14 protein-coding genes are annotated in these 19219 nt (G+C 48.6%); 10 read left to right on the top strand and 4 right to left on the bottom strand.

Features of this window, described 5'->3' with window-relative positions:
• Window positions 1-93: 93 nt before the first annotated feature.
• From ftsE to ABXS70_RS29475, 5 genes are all read left to right on the top strand, one after another.
• The gene (gene ftsE, locus ABXS70_RS29455) at window positions 94-780 is read left to right on the top strand and encodes a cell division ATP-binding protein FtsE (protein ID WP_366293032.1); all 687 of its coding nucleotides are present in this window, start codon (window positions 94-96) and stop codon (window positions 778-780) included.
• Window positions 770-1687, top strand: coding sequence for a permease-like cell division protein FtsX (gene ftsX, locus ABXS70_RS29460; protein WP_342553010.1), 918 nt, complete (start codon window positions 770-772; stop codon window positions 1685-1687). Before ftsE ends, ftsX begins: the two co-directional genes overlap by 11 nt.
• A gap of 158 nt (window positions 1688-1845) precedes the next feature.
• Window positions 1846-3129 carry a peptidoglycan DD-metalloendopeptidase family protein gene (locus ABXS70_RS29465; RefSeq protein ID WP_366293036.1) on the top strand — a complete coding sequence of 428 codons (1284 nt, stop codon included), beginning with the start codon at window positions 1846-1848 and terminating at the stop codon, window positions 3127-3129.
• A 345-nt stretch (window positions 3130-3474) separates the two neighbouring features.
• Window positions 3475-4947, top strand: a complete 1473-nt coding sequence (locus tag ABXS70_RS29470) for a S41 family peptidase (protein ID WP_342553008.1) — start codon at window positions 3475-3477, stop codon at window positions 4945-4947.
• A gap of 64 nt (window positions 4948-5011) precedes the next feature.
• On the top strand, window positions 5012-6340 hold the full coding sequence (locus ABXS70_RS29475) for a PDZ domain-containing protein (RefSeq protein ID WP_342553007.1): 1329 nt from the start codon (window positions 5012-5014) through the stop codon (window positions 6338-6340).
• A gap of 76 nt (window positions 6341-6416) precedes the next feature.
• Here the strand turns inward: ABXS70_RS29475 and ABXS70_RS29480 are convergent, their stop codons facing one another.
• Window positions 6417-7106: a response regulator transcription factor gene (locus ABXS70_RS29480; RefSeq protein WP_342553006.1), complete on the bottom strand. Its 690-nt coding sequence runs from the start codon at window positions 7104-7106 to the stop codon at window positions 6417-6419.
• A 20-nt stretch (window positions 7107-7126) separates the two neighbouring features.
• Window positions 7127-8341 (bottom strand): sensor histidine kinase, encoded by a 1215-nt coding sequence (locus tag ABXS70_RS29485; protein ID WP_342553005.1) that lies wholly within the window; start codon window positions 8339-8341, stop codon window positions 7127-7129.
• Between the two features lie 221 nt (window positions 8342-8562).
• Here ABXS70_RS29485 and ABXS70_RS29490 point away from each other — a divergent pair, with 221 nt between their 5' ends.
• From ABXS70_RS29490 to ABXS70_RS29500, 3 genes are read left to right on the top strand one after another with little or no spacing between them, the layout of a single operon-like run.
• Window positions 8563-9498, top strand: a complete 936-nt coding sequence (locus ABXS70_RS29490; protein ID WP_342553004.1) for an ABC transporter ATP-binding protein — start codon at window positions 8563-8565, stop codon at window positions 9496-9498.
• Between the two features lie 11 nt (window positions 9499-9509).
• The gene (locus ABXS70_RS29495; RefSeq protein WP_366293042.1) at window positions 9510-10694 is read left to right on the top strand and encodes an ABC transporter permease; all 1185 of its coding nucleotides are present in this window, start codon (window positions 9510-9512) and stop codon (window positions 10692-10694) included.
• Window positions 10687-11862: an ABC transporter permease gene (locus ABXS70_RS29500; protein WP_366293045.1), complete on the top strand. Its 1176-nt coding sequence runs from the start codon at window positions 10687-10689 to the stop codon at window positions 11860-11862. Before ABXS70_RS29495 ends, ABXS70_RS29500 begins: the two co-directional genes overlap by 8 nt.
• A gap of 200 nt (window positions 11863-12062) precedes the next feature.
• Here ABXS70_RS29500 and ABXS70_RS29505 read toward each other — a convergent pair whose 3' ends face one another.
• Together ABXS70_RS29505 and ABXS70_RS29510 are read right to left on the bottom strand one after the other, a co-directional pair.
• The gene (locus ABXS70_RS29505; protein WP_366293048.1) at window positions 12063-12902 is read right to left on the bottom strand and encodes a flagellar motor protein MotB; all 840 of its coding nucleotides are present in this window, start codon (window positions 12900-12902) and stop codon (window positions 12063-12065) included.
• Window positions 12886-13686, bottom strand: coding sequence for a flagellar motor protein (locus ABXS70_RS29510; protein WP_366293051.1), 801 nt, complete (start codon window positions 13684-13686; stop codon window positions 12886-12888). Before ABXS70_RS29510 ends, ABXS70_RS29505 begins: the two co-directional genes overlap by 17 nt.
• Window positions 13687-13855: 169 nt before the next feature.
• Between ABXS70_RS29510 and uvrB the strand changes: the two genes are divergently transcribed.
• Both uvrB and uvrA read left to right on the top strand, forming a co-directional pair.
• The gene (gene uvrB, locus ABXS70_RS29515; RefSeq protein WP_366293054.1) at window positions 13856-15847 is read left to right on the top strand and encodes an excinuclease ABC subunit UvrB; all 1992 of its coding nucleotides are present in this window, start codon (window positions 13856-13858) and stop codon (window positions 15845-15847) included.
• Between the two features lie 202 nt (window positions 15848-16049).
• A complete protein-coding gene (uvrA, locus tag ABXS70_RS29520; RefSeq protein WP_366293057.1) occupies window positions 16050-18908 on the top strand; it encodes an excinuclease ABC subunit UvrA in 2859 nt (952 codons plus the stop codon).
• The last annotated feature ends 311 nt before the right edge of the window (window positions 18909-19219 follow it).

A 19219-nucleotide genomic window follows, 5' to 3' on the forward strand; every position in this document is an offset into this window, starting at 1 on the left:
GATTTTTCCTGATGAATTTCAGGCCTTTTTAAAGGAAATGCCGGGATTGTGTCGAAATTATAATGGCTAACTATGTGAGCAGGAAGTGATGATGTGATAGAAATGCAGGACGTGTGGAAGACCTACGCCAATGGTACCCACGCATTACAAGGGGTATCGGTGAAGATCGACCGCAATGAATTTGTCTATATCGTTGGTCCATCCGGTGCAGGCAAATCGACATTCATGAAACTGATGTACAGAGAAGAAGTGCCAACCAAAGGACAAATATCCATTAACGGATTTAATATTGGCAAGTTAAAACCACGCAAAATTCCTTATGTTCGACGCAACATCGGTGTTGTATTCCAGGATTTTCGTCTGCTGCCGAAGATGACGGCATTCGAGAATGTTGCATTTGCAATGGAAGTTATTGAAGCGCCGAAACGGCATATCAAGAAACGGGTGATGGAGGTACTCGATCTGGTGGGACTGCGCAATAAGGCCAATCGTGAACCTTCACAGCTCTCCGGTGGGGAACAGCAGCGGATTGCAATCGCACGTGCAATTGTGAACAATCCTTCTGTTATCATCGCAGACGAACCTACAGGTAATCTGGACCCGGAGACGTCTTGGGGCATTATGCAGCTGCTGGACGAGATCAATTTCCGGGGAACAACAATTGTTATGGCTACACACAACAAGGATATTGTAAATACGATGCGTAAACGGGTTATCGCCATTGAACGCGGACAGATTGTACGGGATCAGATGAGAGGGGAATACGGTTATGAATTTTAGTACTCTCTTGCGGCATCTGCGGGAGGGTTTCAAGAACGTATTCCGCAATGGCTGGATGTCCGTGGCATCCGTCATGTCGATCATTGTCTCACTGTTTATTCTTGGCGTGTTTATGCTGCTTGTACTCAACGTAAACTCCATGGCCAATCAGGTAGACAGCCAAGTGGAGATCAGCACGTTTCTGGAGCTGAATGTCGACGAGAACCTGCGCAGTACGCTGCAGCAGGAGATTAGTGCGATGCCTGAAGTCAGTGAAATCCGTTTTGTATCCAAGGAAGAAGGGCTTAAGGAATTCCGCGAACGTCTTGGGACGAGCGCAGATAATGTACTGAGCGGTTTCGACGTGGATAACAATCCGCTGCCGGATACGATTGAAGTCAAAGTAATCGAACCGGAAACGGTCAATTTTGTCGCGCAGAAGATTGAAGCATTGAACGAGAAACATCCCGAGAAGCCGATCATGAAAGTGAACTACGGCAAGGAAACGGTAGATGTCTTATTCAAATTTACGAAGCTTGTTCGTAACATCGGATTTATTTTTGTCGGGGGGCTGGGCCTGATGTCCATGTTCCTGATCTCGAATACGATTCGCGTAACGATTCTCGCACGCCGCCGGGAGATTGGCATCATGAAGCTGGTAGGGGCAACCAACACCTTTATCCGCTGGCCGTTCTTTATTGAAGGGGCGCTGATCGGACTGATTGGCTCGGTCATTACGGTCATAGTTCTGTTCTTCGGATACAGCCGTTTGATGGCAACCGTCGGTCAGGATGTTTTCATGCAGATGCTTAATCTGATTCCGCTGAGTGATATTTGGCTGCTTATGGGGACGCTGTTGATTGGACTTGGTGTGCTTGTCGGCATTCTGGGCAGTACGCTGTCCATTCGGAAGTCGCTTAAAGTGTAGCAAAAAAGAATGGCAGAACAGGTTCATTATTGAACGCTGTTTGACGATATGAAGAAAAGACGCAACTGTTGTTTTGATGAAAGAAAGCAGAGGAACATGCTGTTCACCACCTGTGCAGGTTGCTTTCTTGTGAATTCATAGGATGGGGGATCATCATTTTGAAAAAAACCGCTTCGCTGCTGGCCTTCATGTTACTGGCCGGTATGACGTTTCAACCTTCTGACGGATATGCTAAGAACAGCATCAGCGAGATTGACCAGCAAATTAAGCAGCTGGAGAGCAGAGCAGCTTCTGCCAAACAGGAGCAGAAGAAGGCTGCGGCCAACAAAAAGGAAGCCCAGCACTACAAGAACAAAACGAATGCCTATCTGAAGGTCGTTATGGAGCAGATTAATGTCGTAAGTGATGAACTGGCGAGTGTATCTTTGCAGATTGAAACTACGGAGGAAGACCTTCGTACGACCAAGAAGGATTTGCAAGCGGCAGAAGACCGCATTGCTGCCAGAGAAAAACTGCTGGAATCACGTGTGCGCCTGATGTATACGGACGGGGCTGTGTCCTATCTGGATGTTTTGTTGTCGTCCACAAGCTTTACCGATTTCTTGACCCGGGCTGATTCGCTCAAAACGATTGTAGACCAAGATCAGCACCTGCTGGATGAACATAAAGCGGACAAGCAGCTTGTAGTGGAGAAAAAGGCAGACCTTGACCGTCAGTATGCGGAAGCCAAGAGCCTGTACGCACAGAAGAAGCACCGCAAGTCGCAGCTGAACGAGAAAGAGAAGGAAAAGCAAGTGCTTCTGGCTTCATATGATGTTAAGATTGAACAATCTGAAGAGTTGACCGCAGAGCAGGAAGCGGTATTAATGCAGATCGCTGGCAAGCGCTCAGCTCTGCTTCAGGAGAAAAATAAACTGCGTGAACAGCAGGCCGCCGCAGCGGCTAAAGCTCGGGCAGAAGCCGCGGCGCGAGCCAAAGCAGTAGCCAAGAAAACAACTCGCGTAAGCTCCAACGGCAGCAGTGAAGCAGTGACCTATTCGTCAGGAAACGGTATCTTTGCAAAACCTGTTTCGGGTGGACGCATTTCTTCATCTTTTGGACCGCGGATTCACCCGATTACAGGTGAAGTGGGCAAGATGCATGCGGGTGTCGATTTCGCTGTGCCTGTAGGCACTTCAGTTCACGCGGCTTCAGGTGGTATCGTTATTATGGCTGAATGGTACAGCGGCTATGGTTATACGGTCATCGTCGATCATGGCGGAGGTTTGTGGTCATTGTATGGTCACTTGCGCGAAGGTGGATTCAAGGTCAGCAAAGGTGATACGGTAAACAAAGGTGATACGATTGCTGAATCGGGAAATACAGGGAATTCCACAGGCCCTCACCTGCACTTTGAAGTACGTGATAATGGAACAGCTGTAAATCCGATGAACTATTTGTAGATTGTCTGATTTAATGCGATGCAGCTTATATAAGTTGAACTATTCATTTACACTCTAACGGACAGGACAGAAAAAATCTGGAAAAGCGAAGCGTTCGCCTTTATCACCGGATTTTTCCCTTCAAAAAAGGGAATCCAAAAAATCAGGGGATAACAGCGATTGTAAGGTTATTCTGTCATTGGAGTGGGCTGTGTAAAATTTTTAGTTCAAATTATATAGTTTAAACTTCGAATGGAAAAATCATAATCCGTACAAGCTAGACATATACTAAGCTGGCATGTTCAGGGAATGATTCGGAGCAGTCCGAATCGGATGCGCTTCAAAACTAAAGGCGGTGACAAACGGATGATGAAAAAAAGATCGGCGCTGCTGTTCGTTATACTTGGACTGCTTGGCGGGAGTCTATTAACGCTGGCACTAATGACTTACCCGGGCATTGCCAATCAGGCTTCACCAGGTGAAGGATTGCTGGCAAGTGTAACCGGCAGTTCACAGCAGAAAAACGATTTGAAGAAGATTGAAACCGCGATGGATTTAATCTCCAGCAACTATTATAAAGACGTCGACCGTACCAAGCTGATTGATGGGGCGATCAACGGCATGATGGAATCGTTGGGTGATCCCTACTCCAACTATATGGGCCAGGAAACAGCTGCCCAATTCGAAGAGTCAATCGAAGGTTCCTTTACCGGAATCGGGGCTGAGGTATCCTCGCAGGACGGTAACGTTGTTGTCGTTTCCCCGATCAAAGGTTCACCTGCCGAAAAAGCAGGTATTCGTGCGAAAGACATCATTATGTCGGTTAACGGTGAATCTCTTCAAGGACTTGAATTAAACAAAGCCGTTAACAAGATCAGAGGTCCTAAGGGCAGCGAAGCCAAAGTGCAGGTGAAGCGTGCCGGATCAACAGAGCCGATCGAATTCACGATTGTCCGTGATGATATTGATCTGGAGACCGTCTATGCTCATATGGAAGACGGCGGCATTGGTGTCATCAATATTACGCAGTTCTCGCTGAACACAGGTGAGCGGTTTAAGGAAGAACTGGCTAAACTGGAGAAGCAGAATATGAAAGGCCTGATCATCGACGTGCGAAATGACCCGGGCGGTGTACTGCAGGTTGTCATTGACATTGCAGAACAGTTCGTACCGAAAGGCAAAGTCATCGTTCAGGTAGAAGACAAAAATGGCAAGAAGGAACAAAGTAAATCGAATGGATCTGCCAAACCCTATCCAATCACCGTGTTGATGAACAAGGGAAGCGCGAGCGCATCCGAGATTCTGGCAGGTGCTCTGCAGCAGTCGGCAGGTGCCACACTGGTCGGTGAGAATTCATTTGGTAAAGGTACCGTTCAGACCAGCTATGATAAACAAATGGGTGATGGCAGTCTGCTGAAAATTACAATCGCCAAGTGGCTGACTCCTAACGGAGACTGGATTCATGAAAAAGGAATCAAACCGGATATTGCAGTAAATCAGCCGGACTATTTCTCGGTAGCCCCAATCAACAAAGAGAAGCTGCCGCTGAAATATGACAGTAACAGCATGGATGTGAAAAGTGCGCAGACGATGCTGAGAGGACTGGACTTCAAACCGGATCGTGTGGACGGGTACTACGACCAGAAGACGGAGGAAGCAGTCAAGGCGTTCCAGAAGGAAAAAGGCATTCAGGTCACTGGCCAGATTGATGAGAAGACGGCTGAATCACTGGAAGCTTCTCTGATTGAGCGCATTGCCAATCCTCAATATGATGCACAGCTGAAACGCGCGATCGAAAATGTCTCAAAGGATATTTCGTCCGCTGTGTCGAAGCCATAGAGAAGGCTGATTTTCAGCCTTCTTTTTTTCTGAACCGGCTGAAGGAGAGGAGCGAAAAGCTACAATGGAATGGGTATGGCCGTGGTTAACTACATTAGGTGAAGCATTGTTGCAGTTGTTTATTCAGCCGTTTTATTATATTGCAGTTATTTTGATCGCATTAAACTATCATCGTCAGCTGCTCCAGGAGCGCAAACTCTTCCATGTTCGTATGCAGAGCTCAATCACTCAGACGATTCGAGCGGTCCTTGGAGGCATTGTCATAGGCGCTATGATCTCCATCGTGTCTCTTTTCCTTGGGGCCCATCTTACCTCGGGAAGTCTGATCAGCATATGGATTGCAGCGTTGGTCTTATCTCTTATTCGTATCCGATATCTGTGCTTCGCGTATGCAGCGGGCGCGCTGGGTGTGCTTCAATTTGTTTTGAATATCGCTTCAGGCTGGAATCCATCCGGTATGCTTGGACAGGCTGTAGAGACAGTACGCGCACTGGATATGCCTGTACTGCTTGTCTTGGCAGCACTCCTGCATTTAGGTGAGGCCGCACTAGCTCGAATGCAGGGTGTGTCTATGGCCTCTCCGTTCCTTATGGAAGGCAAACGCGGAAAACTCGTAGGCGGATATCAGATCCAGCTCTTCTGGGCCATCCCGCTGCTGATTCTTGTTCCAACAAACGGTGCCGTCACGCAGCTGGCTTGGACTCCGCTGTTTCATGCAGGTCAGGGTTATACACTGATGGCTCTGCCAATCCTGCTTGGACTCAGCGAGAATACACAAAGTATGCTGCCTGGACGTAAAATCCAGCTTTCAGCCAAGCGTCTGCTGATGTACAGCTTGGCACTGCTTGTGTTCAGTCTGCTCGCCGTGTGGTGGTCACCTCTGACAGTTGCTGCTGCACTGGTTGCTTTTGTTGGACATGAACTTCTGGTGTGGTACAGTGCCATGGAAGAGCAGCAGCTTAGTCCGGTATTTGTTCACCCGCAGCATGGACTTAAAGTGTTGAGTGTGATTCCGGACAGTCCTGCTGCGGAACTTGGAATTGAGGCAGGGGAGACGCTGTACAAAGTGAATGGTATGCTCGTTCATTCTCCGGAAGAGCTGCACAGGGCACTGCGCATGAATCCTGCTTTTTGCAAGCTGGAGGTCCGGAATCATCAAGGAGAGAGCAAGTTCATGCAGCGTGCGATCTACGAAGGCGAACATCACCAGCTTGGTGTCATTATGGCACCGGATAACCATGAGGCGTGGGCATTGCAGACCCGTCCCGTGACACTTTATCATATCGTCATGCTCAAAATTTTCACGAGCCGGAAAAAGCAGCACATGGAGGAAGCTCCGCTCAGCCTGCCGCCAGCCCCTATAGTCGGCGATAAAGGGTCTGTCGAAATGTAACCGAACGTACAAATATAACCGAAAAAGGTATTTCCTATGGCCAAAGGTGGCGCGAGGAAATACCTTTTTTCTTGTTTTATTGGGTCAGTATAAAGATGGCAATTTGTGTGCGGTCGCGTAACTGCAGCTTGCCCAGGATTTCAGTCACATAGTTTTTGACCGTGCCTTCGCTCAGAAACAGCCTGGCGGCAATTTCCTTATTGGACAAACCTTCAGATATGGCTTCCGCAACCGACAGCTCCGCGCGGGTGAGCCCATACGTTTCATGAGGATGATTGGCAGGGGCAGAAGCAGGAGTACGGAGAAGGCCTGCAAGTTTGCGTGCAATATCCGGGTGGATCAGCATATCCCCGTTATACACCGTTTTGATGCCCTGAACGATTCGGGCAGGAGGGACATTTTTAAGCAGATATCCACTTGCTCCATTTTGCAGCGCCTGAATAATGTATTCATCATCGTCAAAGGTCGTCAGCATCAGCACCTGGATGTCTGGAAATTTAGTTTTGATCCGCCGAGTTCCTTCAACTCCATCCCATTCGGGCATGCGAATATCCATTAACACCACATCCGCCGGTATTCCCGACTCAAGTAGGGTGAACGCCTCCTGACCGTTGGAAGCCATGCCTGTGATGCAGATACGGTCATCAAGACCAAGCACAACATTCAGACTCTCACGGATGAAATGGTCATCATCGACGAGCAGTACCCGAATGGGTGAAGTCTGCTTGGGTTCTCTTTGTCGGCTTCCAGCGTTCTCTTCTGGCATGAGTGTAATTCCTTCCTCTTTTAGAGCAGATTTATTTTGTTTGACACGGGAATGCGAGTAATCACAGTGTAGGGCTGATCAGACTGAATTTCCACAGTACCTCCGATGAATTGTGTTCGCTGGCGCATGCTTTCGTGCCCGAGTCCTGTTCCACCATCATTCAGAAAAGAGTGAGAACTTCCATCATTACTGATGTTCATACGGATCTCCTCGTGCCCGAATACCAGTTCCAGTGTAATGGAGGCCGCTTTGCCATGCCTGAGTGCATTAGTTACGGCCTCTTTGGCATTTTTGTACAGCACAATCTGTGTACTTGGATAGAGAGTGTATGCCTGACCCCTAATTTCGTATTTCGTTTGTATCCCTGTATCCCGGCCTACTTCCTCCAGCAGACGATCCAGAGCGTAAGCATCGGATGCCTGAGAATCCGGGCGCAGCTTGTGAAGCGTATTGCGCATATCATCCATACTTGCCGCGAGTTGATCCCGGATCTGCTTGATCATTTCAGTCCCCTGTTCGGCATCCAATGGCAGTGTAAGCAGGGCGGCTTCCGACATCATTTTCGTACGAATCAGACGGTGTCCAATATCGTCGTGAAGCTGTCTGGATATGCGTGTGCGTTCCTCTGTCTGAGCCGCGTCTTCAAGTTGTTTTGCAAATAACAGCAATTGCGCACGTGCTTCCTGCAGCTCATAATGTTTGTGCCGCAGTTCATCATACACATGTTCCAGCTGTCCACGGCTTGCTGCAGTTTTGGACCCCTGCCAAGCGAGTGCAGCTGTCATGAGAAGCAGCAAACTCAATGCGATTTTTACCTTTGTTGATTCCGGGAACCAGACAGTAGAGACGGCCTGAACCTCCACAGCATTTAACATAAGCCAGGGCGGAGGATTGAAATACCAATGAAGTGCAGTGCTGCTGGCCGCAAGCTGAATCGTTAACATCACCCATCGGATGGACCCGCGAAGCCGATACATATAAACATAGAGAACCGATAGAGAAATAAAAAACATAAAGGGGCCGTACAGAGCGATTAACCAGCTGCCCCATAACATTTCTGCGAGAAATAACAGCGACTGCTGTGCAGCTGAACGTGTAAAGCGATTTACTACAGCGAGTCCGGCAGCCATCAGAATATAGAACGTATACAGCGCTTCGCTTTCTGCTGGAAGCACCAAGCTGTACAGCACAGCAGGCAGGAAGATTAAACCATACTGCAGAAACGGCATTGGCATATGTAGATGACATCCTTTTTATATAAGTGCAAATTTAAAATAACCAACGTTAAACTCCCGATAATGCATCCTTGATTATAACACAGCTCGATTCGAGATCAGGAGATGACTTAAGTCACCTTTAATGAATGACTTTGTGTACCTTCGCTAGGCATATGCATTCGTTACAATGTAGTTATGAAATCACGACAAGAGCTCATAGGGAAGGGGCATTCAAGTACATGAACATATTAGAAGTGGATCACGTTGTGAAGCGGTACGGCAGCAAGTTGTCGGTAGACCATCTGAACCTTAGTGTGAACAAAGGTGAAATCTTTGGTCTGCTTGGTCCCAATGGGGCAGGCAAAAGCACCACGATCAGCATGATCGCGGGCCTTCTGAAATTGGACCAGGGGGAAATCAGACTGGACGGCATATCAGTGAAAGAGCATCCGCTGGACGTCAAACGCAAGATTGGTCTTGTTCCACAGGATTTGGCACTATACGAAACGATGAGTGCTGTGGATAATGTTACTTTTTTTGCCCGGTTATATGGTTTGCGAGGAAAACAACTTAAAGAAAGAGTACAGGAGTCGCTTGAATTTGTCGGGCTGGAGGATAAAGCAAAAGAAGCTCCAGCTACCTTCTCAGGCGGAATGAAACGCAGGTTAAACATCGCATGTGCCCTCAGCCATCGACCGGATCTGATTATTATGGACGAACCAACCGTAGGTATTGATCCACAGTCCCGTAATCATATTCTTGAATCGGTGCGAACACTGAACAGGATGGGATCAACAATTATATACACAAGTCATTATATGGAGGAAGTTGCGGCGATTAGTGACCGGGTAGCGATTATGGATCAAGGACGAATTATTGCTTGTGGAACTGAAAAAGAGCTGAGAGAGCGCGTTGCTTCAGAGGAGAAAATTGTACTTACCGCTGCGGGTATCGATGCCGGTGTAGTGGAGGAATTAAAGCTTCACCCGCGTGTACGGGCAGTGGAAGTCAACGAAGATACCCTTACAATCATGCTGCCTTCAGCGCAGCTTGCCCTGCAGGATATGCTGTTCATCTGCAGTAAACATGAGATGTCCATTCAGTCTCTTCGGGTTGAAGAACCGGATCTGGAGACACTTTTCCTTAATTTGACCGGGCGGACACTTCGAGACTAGGAGGACATGGGATGAGCATGTGGCATATTTGTATGTTTGAGTTAAGACGAATTTTAAAAATTCGTTCTGTTGTACTGAATCTGTTTATTCTGCCCTTATTGTTAATCTTTATATTAGGTACGGCGTTATCAAGCGCAATGGGAACAGGGGAGGAAAACATACCTGATGTGCTGCGGGTAGGGGTCATACAGCCTTCTGACATGTCGTCTCCTATGGGTGAAGCATTCAAAGTTTTTGCAACCACCCCTGAAGTGAGCAGGATGATGAAGGTTCAGAATATGCCCTCCAAAGATGAAGCGGTGAATGCGCTCAAACAGGGAAAACTTGACTTTGCGGTGATCATGACCTCGGATATGATGCAGCAGTGGATGGCGGGAAAAGAGGTCAAGCTGCAGTGGATTCTGGGCAAGGACAGCACACTGAATATAGTGGGGCAGACCCTGTTCACTCGCTTTACGGACGAGTTAAATCGACAAGCGGCGATTGCTGAGGTCCTTGGGCCAGAGATGATTCCGGCCGCAAGTGCACAAACTGCAGCTGAATCAGAGGAACAATCCAGCATTAGAGTCAGCAGCCCGGGACATTCCGATCGATCCTACAGCGCTTCACAATATTATGCGGCGGCGATGCTGGCGATGTTTATGCTGTATTCCGGCATGACGACAATAAATAGTCTGTTCACGGAGCGGGACAAAAAGACACTTGCTCGTCTTCAGGCTGCTCCCGTGGGTAACGGAGTCATCTTTGCCGGTAAAATTGCTGGCAACAGCCTTCTTGCTTTTATGCAGGCAATCATTATTATTCTGATGACTCATGTGTTATTTGGTGTCGACTGGGGCGGTCATCCCGGGCTGATCATGCTGCTCTGTGTACTGATTACCCTTGCATCCATGACCTTGGGCATTATTGTGGCATTGGTTAGTAAAAGTGCTGCTTCCGCCAGTACGATCATGCAGAGCATCATTATTGTAATGACATTTATTAGTGGAGGATTTACCCCGATTGCCATAGACTTTGTACAGCGCATAAGTGAATTTACAGTGAATCATTGGGCTCTGCAAAGTTTTCTCAGTATGATGCTGGGCGCCTCTGTACGTGAGATTATGCATAATATGTTGATGTTGGGAGCTGTATGTGCAGTGCTTGCTGCTGTCGCCGCAGTGATCTATAGAAAGGCTGGTTATCGTTATGAATAGTCTGAATATTGCCTGGCTGATGATCAGGAGGACACTTGGACGCAAACGAGGAGTGATTGCTTTTCTACTGCTTCCGTGTCTTGTTGTGACGGGTGCGGTCGCCCTTTTTGGAAGTGAGCAGGCAGGCCGTGCTGTTATTCCTTATGTAAATATGGATCAGGGCGCTGCAGGGACTTGGATGATAAAAGAGCTTTCCCGAATGAAAGAATACAGCTTTAAACCGATGAGCAGTGAGACAGAAGTTAAATCAGATGTAGTCCGGCAGAAAGGAAACATGGGCCTCGTCATTCCCGCTGGTTACACACAATCGCTGCTGCATGGCGAGCAGGCATCCATCGAATTAATTGAAATGCGTGTCAGTGAAAGTTCGTACATTCTTCGGGCAGCTGTCCAAGGAGCAGCGGATGGGTTAAAACAGACTGCTGCTGCCGTTAGAACCTTTTCCTCCGTGTCCTCAGTAAATGGTGCTGCTGTAAGTTCAGATGAAAAGTTTGAGCAGGTTCTGCAGGAGGCAGGCAGACATACCCTTTCAGGGGAAGCACTGAATCTGCAGCTCTACCCGAAGCCCGGGTTAAATAACGTTACGGGATTCACAATTATGTTCATGATGGGGCTCCTGACCAGTGCAGTCGCCGTTATTATGGAGGACCGAAAGCAGCGGACCATGGCCCGGATGTATACGGCTCCTGTCAGGTCATATGAGATTGCACTTGGTAATTTTCTGGGCAGTCTCGCCATCGGGATTATCCAGATTGTTCTGGTGCTGGGCATCAGCCGATGGGTACTGCAGTATGATGCAGGAATTCCGTTTGGTACTCATTTTCTAATCCTGGGTGCGTTTATGCTGGTATCCATGGGATTGGCAAGTACCGTCAGCGGTCTGATCCGCGAAACGAAAAATGCCAGCATGCTGAACTCCCTCATTATTGTACCGACTTGTATGATTGGAGGGTGCTTCTGGCCGTTATCCATCATGCCGGATTACATGCAGAAACTGGCAAACTTCGTACCCCAGAAATGGACTATACAAGCTGTTGAAACGATCTCTGCAGGGGGGACGCTGGCGGATATTACCCTGCCCCTGCTGATCCTGACTGTTATGGCTGTTATTCTGCTGGCTGTCGGCTCGGTAATTCTGCGACCTGATCAGCCAGGTATGGATGCATAGTGCGGGGGACATTGAGCATGAGCGGGGTTATACTCCCTTGTTATTGAGTACAATGTAGATATGGAATGGAACGCAAAAACACGTCTCCCCGGATGAATACCGTAGTGACGTGCTTTTTGCTGTTTACGCAGCGTAGAAGAATAGATGTATGCTGCGACACAATATAGACTGCTTCGCAGAAGTTGTTTTGTGATCATTCATTAAGGCTGCAGCTGGCGAAGCACCGTAATTTCAACCCGGCGGTTCTTCTGTCTTCCAGCCGTGGTTGTATTGTCTCCGGTTGGCCTGGTATCCGCATAACCAGCGTATTGGAAGTGGTCTGGATCAAGTTTCTCTTGATCCAGGAAGAAACGCAGTACCGATAAAGCCCGTTCACCGGACAGTTCCCAGTTATCCTTGTACGTGGAATTGGCTCCGATCGGAATGTTATCCGTGTGCCCCTCGATACTGACTACCATCTGAAGATTGCGAAACAAACTGGCGAGCTTGCTGAGCGTAGGTGCAGCATCTTTTTTCAGGGCGGCCTGTCCTTGGTCAAATAAAAAACGGTCACTGAGCGTAATGGAGATACCCTGCGGTTTGTCCGCTACAAAAATCTGATTATCCAGTTTATTATCCTCGATATATTGGGTAATCACATTGAACAGATTTTGCAGTTCCTGCTCCTGTGTCCTGAATTGTTCTTCCCGCTCCGTGAGAGGGCGGGTGTTTTCATCCGGGGGCTCCGTTCCCGGACCTGTTGAAGAGTCCTGCTTGTCTTCCGATCCGCCCTGCACCTGCGATGAAGGGGTTTGGGTAATCGTCTGGCCCGGCGTGTCACCGAGCCCTTCTCCCAGTTCAAGAATGGAGTCGGATTGATTGAATGTGTTCTGAAGCGATTGGGTCACAACGTCGTATTTACCGGCATCCAGATTGCTCATGGCGTACATGATGACAAAAAAGATCAGCAGCAGCGTAATGAGATCGGCATAAGTAATCATCCAGCGATCCCGGTGGTCAGCAGTCTCGCGTTTGGCACGCTTTTTACTGCGCCGACTCATCCAATCCCTCCTTTGCTTGAGGAGCCTGTACAGCCGAACGATGGGTGAGTGTGAAGGACTCCAGCCGTTTGCGGACAAGCTGCGGATTCTCACCGTTCTGGATGGCAAGTACCCCTTCAAGCATCATCTCCATGACCTGAATTTCGTCAGCCCCTCTGGATTTGATCTTGGAAGCAATGGGTAAAAAGATCAGATTGGCACTGGCGACCCCGTATAGGGTGGCGGTAAAAGCAACGGCGATGGCTGGCCCGAGCCCTGTTGGATCAGTCAAGCTTCCCAGCACTTGAATAAGTCCCATTACGGTTCCGATGATGCCCATCGTTGGGGCATAACCGCCAGCAGATTCGAATATTTTGGCATAACCTTCATGCTTTTGTTCTACAGAATCGATCTCCATCTCAAGTATCTGCCGAACGACATCGGGGTCCGTACCATCGACAACCATCTGGATACCATCTTGTAAAAATGGATTGGGATGATCCACCACTTTGCGCTCAAGCGCAAGCACACCGGATCTGCGAGCGATGGATGACATCTCGATCAGCTCCTCTACCCACTGCTTGGGATCTTGGTGATGACGTCCAAACGCCATGCGTAAAGCAGCAGGAATCGTGCGCAGACGGTAGGTAGGGAAGCTGGCTGCCACGGCAGCGATCGTACCGCCAAACACGATTAGAGCAGCCGTTTTCTGAAGCAGGCCGGATAACTGTCCGCCTTCCCACAGGAAACCGCTGATAACTGCGGCAATTCCGGCTATTATACCGATAAGTGTCGCAATATCCATAAATTAACCCACTCCTATCTTGATTTCACGTTTGCATCACTAAAACGAACAAGGTATAATTGAACGGGAACAAATATTCCTATTACTATAAGTTTTCCCAACTGGAAATTCGGGGAACTTCGACAATATATAGTGACTATTATTTTAGACGATAGGGTGAGATACGGCAATGAGCGATATTATCATGAGCGACAAAACGTTCGAAATCGAGTCAGAGTTTTCTCCCCAGGGCGATCAGCCTGCAGCCATTCAGGAATTGGTGAAGGGTGTTCAGGAAGGGAAGAGATACCAGACGCTTTTGGGTGCAACGGGTACCGGTAAGACGTTTACCATTGCACAGACGATTGCCAAGCTGCAGCGCCCCACGCTGATTATTGCGCACAATAAAACATTGGCTGCGCAGCTGGCAAGTGAATTCAAAGAATTTTTTCCAAATAACATGGTTGAGTATTTTGTCAGCTACTATGACTACTATCAGCCGGAAGCATATATTCCTTCATCCGATACGTATATCGAGAAGGATTCGAGCATCAACGAAGAGATCGATAAGCTGCGGCACGCAGCGACCAGTTCGCTGTTTGAACGCCGCGATGTCATTATTGTAGCGAGTGTGTCGTGTATCTACGGTTTGGGTTCGCCGCATGACTATTCCAGCATGCTGTTGTCACTTCGGGTAGGGATGGAGAAACCCCGCAATCAGATTTTGTCCCGTCTCGTAGAGATCCAGTACCAGCGAAATGATATTAACTTTGTACGCGGCACGTTCCGTGTCCGTGGTGATGTGATCGAGATTTTCCCGGCTTCCAAGGGTGAACATGCGATTCGAGTGGAGTTGTTCGGGGACGAGATTGAGAAGATCACCGAGATTGACGTTCTGACCGGAGAGCTGATCGGTGAGCGCGAACATATTGCTATTTTCCCGGCTTCTCACTTCGTGACCCAGGAAGAAACGATGCGCGTTGCACTGGTGAATATCGAACGTGAACTGGAAGAGCGCCTTGAAGTGCTGCGTGAACAGGGCAAGCTTCTGGAGGCACAGCGTCTGGAACAGCGTACGCGGTATGATATCGAGATGATGAAGGAAGTTGGGTTCTGCTCGGGGATCGAGAACTATTCCGGACCGCTGACCTTCCGTGAACGCGGGGATACCCCATACACACTGATGGATTACTTCCCGGATGACATGCTGATCGTGGTGGATGAGTCCCACGTGACCCTGCCGCAGATTCGCGCGATGTACAACGGTGACCAGGCGAGGAAGACGGTGCTGGTGGATCACGGCTTCAGACTGCCTTCAGCACTGGATAACCGTCCGCTCAAATTTGAAGAGTTTGAAGAGAAGATGAAACAGATTATCTATGTATCTGCTACACCGGGACCGTATGAGATTGAGCATACCGATACGATGGTACAGCAGATTATTCGTCCAACCGGTCTGCTTGATCCTGTCATTGAGCTGCGTCCAACGAAAGGACAGATTGACGATCTGATCGCGGAGATTAACGACCGGATTGCCAAAGATGAGCGGGTACTCATTACTACGTTGACGAAGAAAATGTCGGAAGATCTGACGGATTATCTGAAGGAAGTGGGCATCAAGGTCAGGTACCTGCACTCGGAGATCAAAACGCTGGAACGGATGTCGATTCTGCGTGATCTCAGGTTGGGTACATTCCATGTCTTGATCGGGATCAACCTGCTGCGGGAAGGTCTGGACCTGCCAGAGGTATCCCTAGTAGCGATTCTGGATGCGGATAAGGAAGGTTTCCTGCGTTCCGAGCGTTCGCTGATTCAGACGATTGGACGTGCCGCACGGAACAGCGAAGGTAAGGTTATTTTGTACGGTGATAAAGTGACCGATTCCATGGATAAGGCGATGAAAGAGACGGAGCGCCGCCGTTCCATTCAGATGGAATATAACGAGAAGCACGGTATTACACCGCAGACGATTCGCAAAAAAGTGCGTGATGTGATTGAGGCAACGAAGGTTGCCGAGTCCAAAAACGAGTATCTCACTGGTGCTGCCGAGAAGATGTCGAAGAAGGAACGTCAGTCTCTCATTCAGCGTCTGGAAGCAGAGATGAAAGATGCAGCCAAAAACCTGCAGTTTGAGCGTGCCGCAGAGCTTCGTGATGCACTGCTGGAACTTCGGGCTGAATAAATGCAAATGGATAGAGGAGTGCTCTTTGACTTAGAGCTTGTGATAAGAGAACGGCCAGCTGGCCGTTCTCTTGTTGAGTAAAGAAGCTCACCGCTTCACCCGATATAAAGACCATGTTGAAAACGTGAAACAGGGTCTATACTGATAAAAAAGTCGAAATTGGTTAAAAGATTATAGAAAAGCAGTGAGAGGATGAATACTATTGGCGAGCGAGAACATTGTCATCAAAGGTGCAAGAGCGCATAACCTGAAAAATATCGATATCACTATTCCGCGTGACCGTTTTGTTGTATTGACCGGTTTGAGCGGATCAGGCAAGTCCTCGCTGGCTTTTGATACGATCTATGCCGAAGGACAGCGGCGTTATGTGGAATCATTGTCAGCTTATGCACGTCAGTTCCTGGGCCAGATGGAGAAACCGGACGTCGACTCCATTGAAGGGTTGTCGCCTGCTATTTCGATCGATCAGAAAACAACAAGCCGCAACCCGCGTTCCACCGTAGGAACTGTGACGGAAATTTACGATTATCTGCGTCTCCTGTTTGCACGTGTAGGTCACCCGCATTGTCCTGATCACGGGATTGAGATTACATCGCAAACGGTAGAACAGATGGTGGACCGTATCATGCAGTACCCTGAGCGTACCCGGCTGCAGATTCTGGCTCCAATTGTTGCGGGACGCAAGGGGGAGCACAAAAGTGTTTTTGCCGATGTGTCCAAACAAGGTTTTGTGCGTGTTCGGGTCAATGGCGAACTGCGCGACCTGTCGGAAGATATTCAGCTGGAGAAAAACAAAAAGCATACCATCGATGTTGTCGTTGACCGGATCGTTGTAAAGGATGACGTTCAGGCACGTCTGGCGGACTCCATTGAAACAGCACTTAATCTGTCTGGCGGGCAGCTGTTAGTAGACATTATTGGTGAAGAAGAGCTGCGCTTCAGTTCGAATTTTGCCTGCCCGGTCTGCGGATTCAGCATTGATGAGCTGGCGCCTCGGATGTTCTCTTTTAACAGCCCGTTTGGTGCCTGCCCGGATTGTGACGGTTTGGGTGTGAAAATGATTGTAGACCCGGATCTGCTTGTGCCGGATCGCAGCAAAACGATTGAAGAAGGCGCGTTTGATGCCTGGACCGGAGGGACGTCCACGTATTATCCGCAATTTCTCCGCTCGGTATGTGAACACTTTAATATTCCGCAGGATGTACCTGTCGAGGATCTGCCTGCTGATCAGATGAACAAACTGCTGCAGGGGACAGGCACGGAGAAAATTCGATTCCGTTATGAGAACGACTTTGGACAGCGCAAAGAAGCGCAGGTTACGTTTGAAGGTATCGTCAATAATCTGGAGCGTCGTTATCGTGAAACTGCTTCTGAAGGCATCCGTGAGTTCATTGAAGGATACATGAGTGCGAAGCCTTGCGGGACATGTAAAGGGCAGCGTTTGAAACGCGAAAGCCTTGCAGTAACGATTAACGATCACAATATGGCTTATGTAACTAGTTTATCTATTGGTGAAGCGGGACGATTCTTTGATTCGCTGCAGCTGACCGAAAAAGAGCAGACCATTGCCAAACTGATCCTGAAAGAGATTAACAGTCGTTTGGGCTTTCTCGTTAATGTAGGTTTGGATTACCTGACGTTAAGCCGTGCTGCCGGAACGTTATCCGGCGGCGAAGCGCAGCGGATCAGATTGGCTACACAAATCGGTTCCAGCCTGATGGGAGTTCTCTATATTCTGGATGAGCCGAGTATCGGTCTGCATCAGCGGGATAATGATCGTTTGATCTCCACGCTCGCCCATATGCGGGATATCGGCAACACATTGATCGTTGTAGAACATGACGAAGATACGATGATGGCTGCGGACTATATTATCGACATCGGTCCAGGCGCAGGTATTCACGGTGGTACAGTCATGTCACAAGGTACACCTGAGGAGATTATGAATGACGAGAACTCGTTAACGGGCCAGTATCTGAGCGGCAAAAAGTTTATTCCGATCCGTACGGAGCGCCGGAGTGTCGGGGACCGCTGGTTGGAAGTACGCGGAGCCAAAGAGAACAATTTGAAAAATCTCAATGTAAAAATTCCAGTGGGTGTATTTACTGCTGTAACAGGCGTATCCGGTTCGGGTAAATCGACACTGATTAATGAGATTTTGTACAAAACGTTGGCGCGTGATCTCAACCGTGCGCGTGTACGCCCGGGACAGCATAAGGAGATTCGTGGACTGGAGCATATCGACAAAGTCATTGATATCGACCAGTCGCCGATCGGACGCACGCCGCGCTCCAACCCGGCGACATATACGGGGGTCTTTGATGATATCCGTGACTTGTTTGCACAGACGAACGAAGCCAAGGTGCGCGGGTACAAGAAGGGGCGATTCAGCTTTAATATCAAAGGTGGACGCTGTGAAGCCTGCAGAGGAGACGGCATTATCAAGATCGAGATGCACTTCCTGCCGGATGTGTATGTGCCGTGTGAGGTCTGCAAGGGTAAACGCTACAACCGTGAAACGCTCGAAGTAAAGTACAAAAACAAAAATATTGCGGATGTGCTTGAAATGACAGTGGAAGATGCCACTCAATTTTTCGAGAACATTCCGAAGATTCATCGCAAAATGCAGACGCTGCTGGATGTCGGACTGGGCTACATCAATCTGGGTCAGCCTGCAACAACGCTGTCTGGAGGCGAAGCCCAGCGGGTGAAGCTTGCTTCTGAGCTGTATCGCCGGAGTACTGGCAAAACCATTTATATTTTGGATGAGCCAACGACTGGTCTGCATGTCGATGATATTGACCGGCTGCTGAACGTCCTGCACCGCCTCGTCGATTCGGGAGAATCCGTGCTGGTCATTGAACATAATCTGGATGTAATCAAAACAGCCGATTATATCGTAGACTTAGGTCCAGAAGGCGGAAGCGGCGGCGGCACCATTGTAGCGACAGGTACTCCGGAGGATATCATTCGAGTGGAGGCTTCATACACAGGCAGATATCTGAAACCTGTACTGGAGCGCGACACGGAGCGAAGTAAAGCCCTGCAGCTCGCAGACTAGTTCAGCACCTGTGATAGGTGTGCCAAGGGTAACTACGGTTGAAACCTTCCTTTCACCGAGAAAGATAGATCGTGAATAACATTCACGCTCCTCTTTTTTGGTGAAGAAGGTTTTTTTTATTATGCAAAAAGTCAGGGACAGTAGATAGTGGCTGCTTTTCAATGATGTTGAGTAAATAACGTTTCTCGGGATCGTTGTTAGTTTTCCAAACGGATGATCATCGTCACAATAAAGCCAACAAATGAAAGTGTTTACATATTAACTCGGGCAAGCCTTTGTGAGCAGACCAGACAAGCTGGATTTTTTTCATT

Source organism: Paenibacillus sp. AN1007 (assembly GCF_040702995.1).
Lineage (GTDB): Bacteria > Bacillota > Bacilli > Paenibacillales > Paenibacillaceae > Paenibacillus.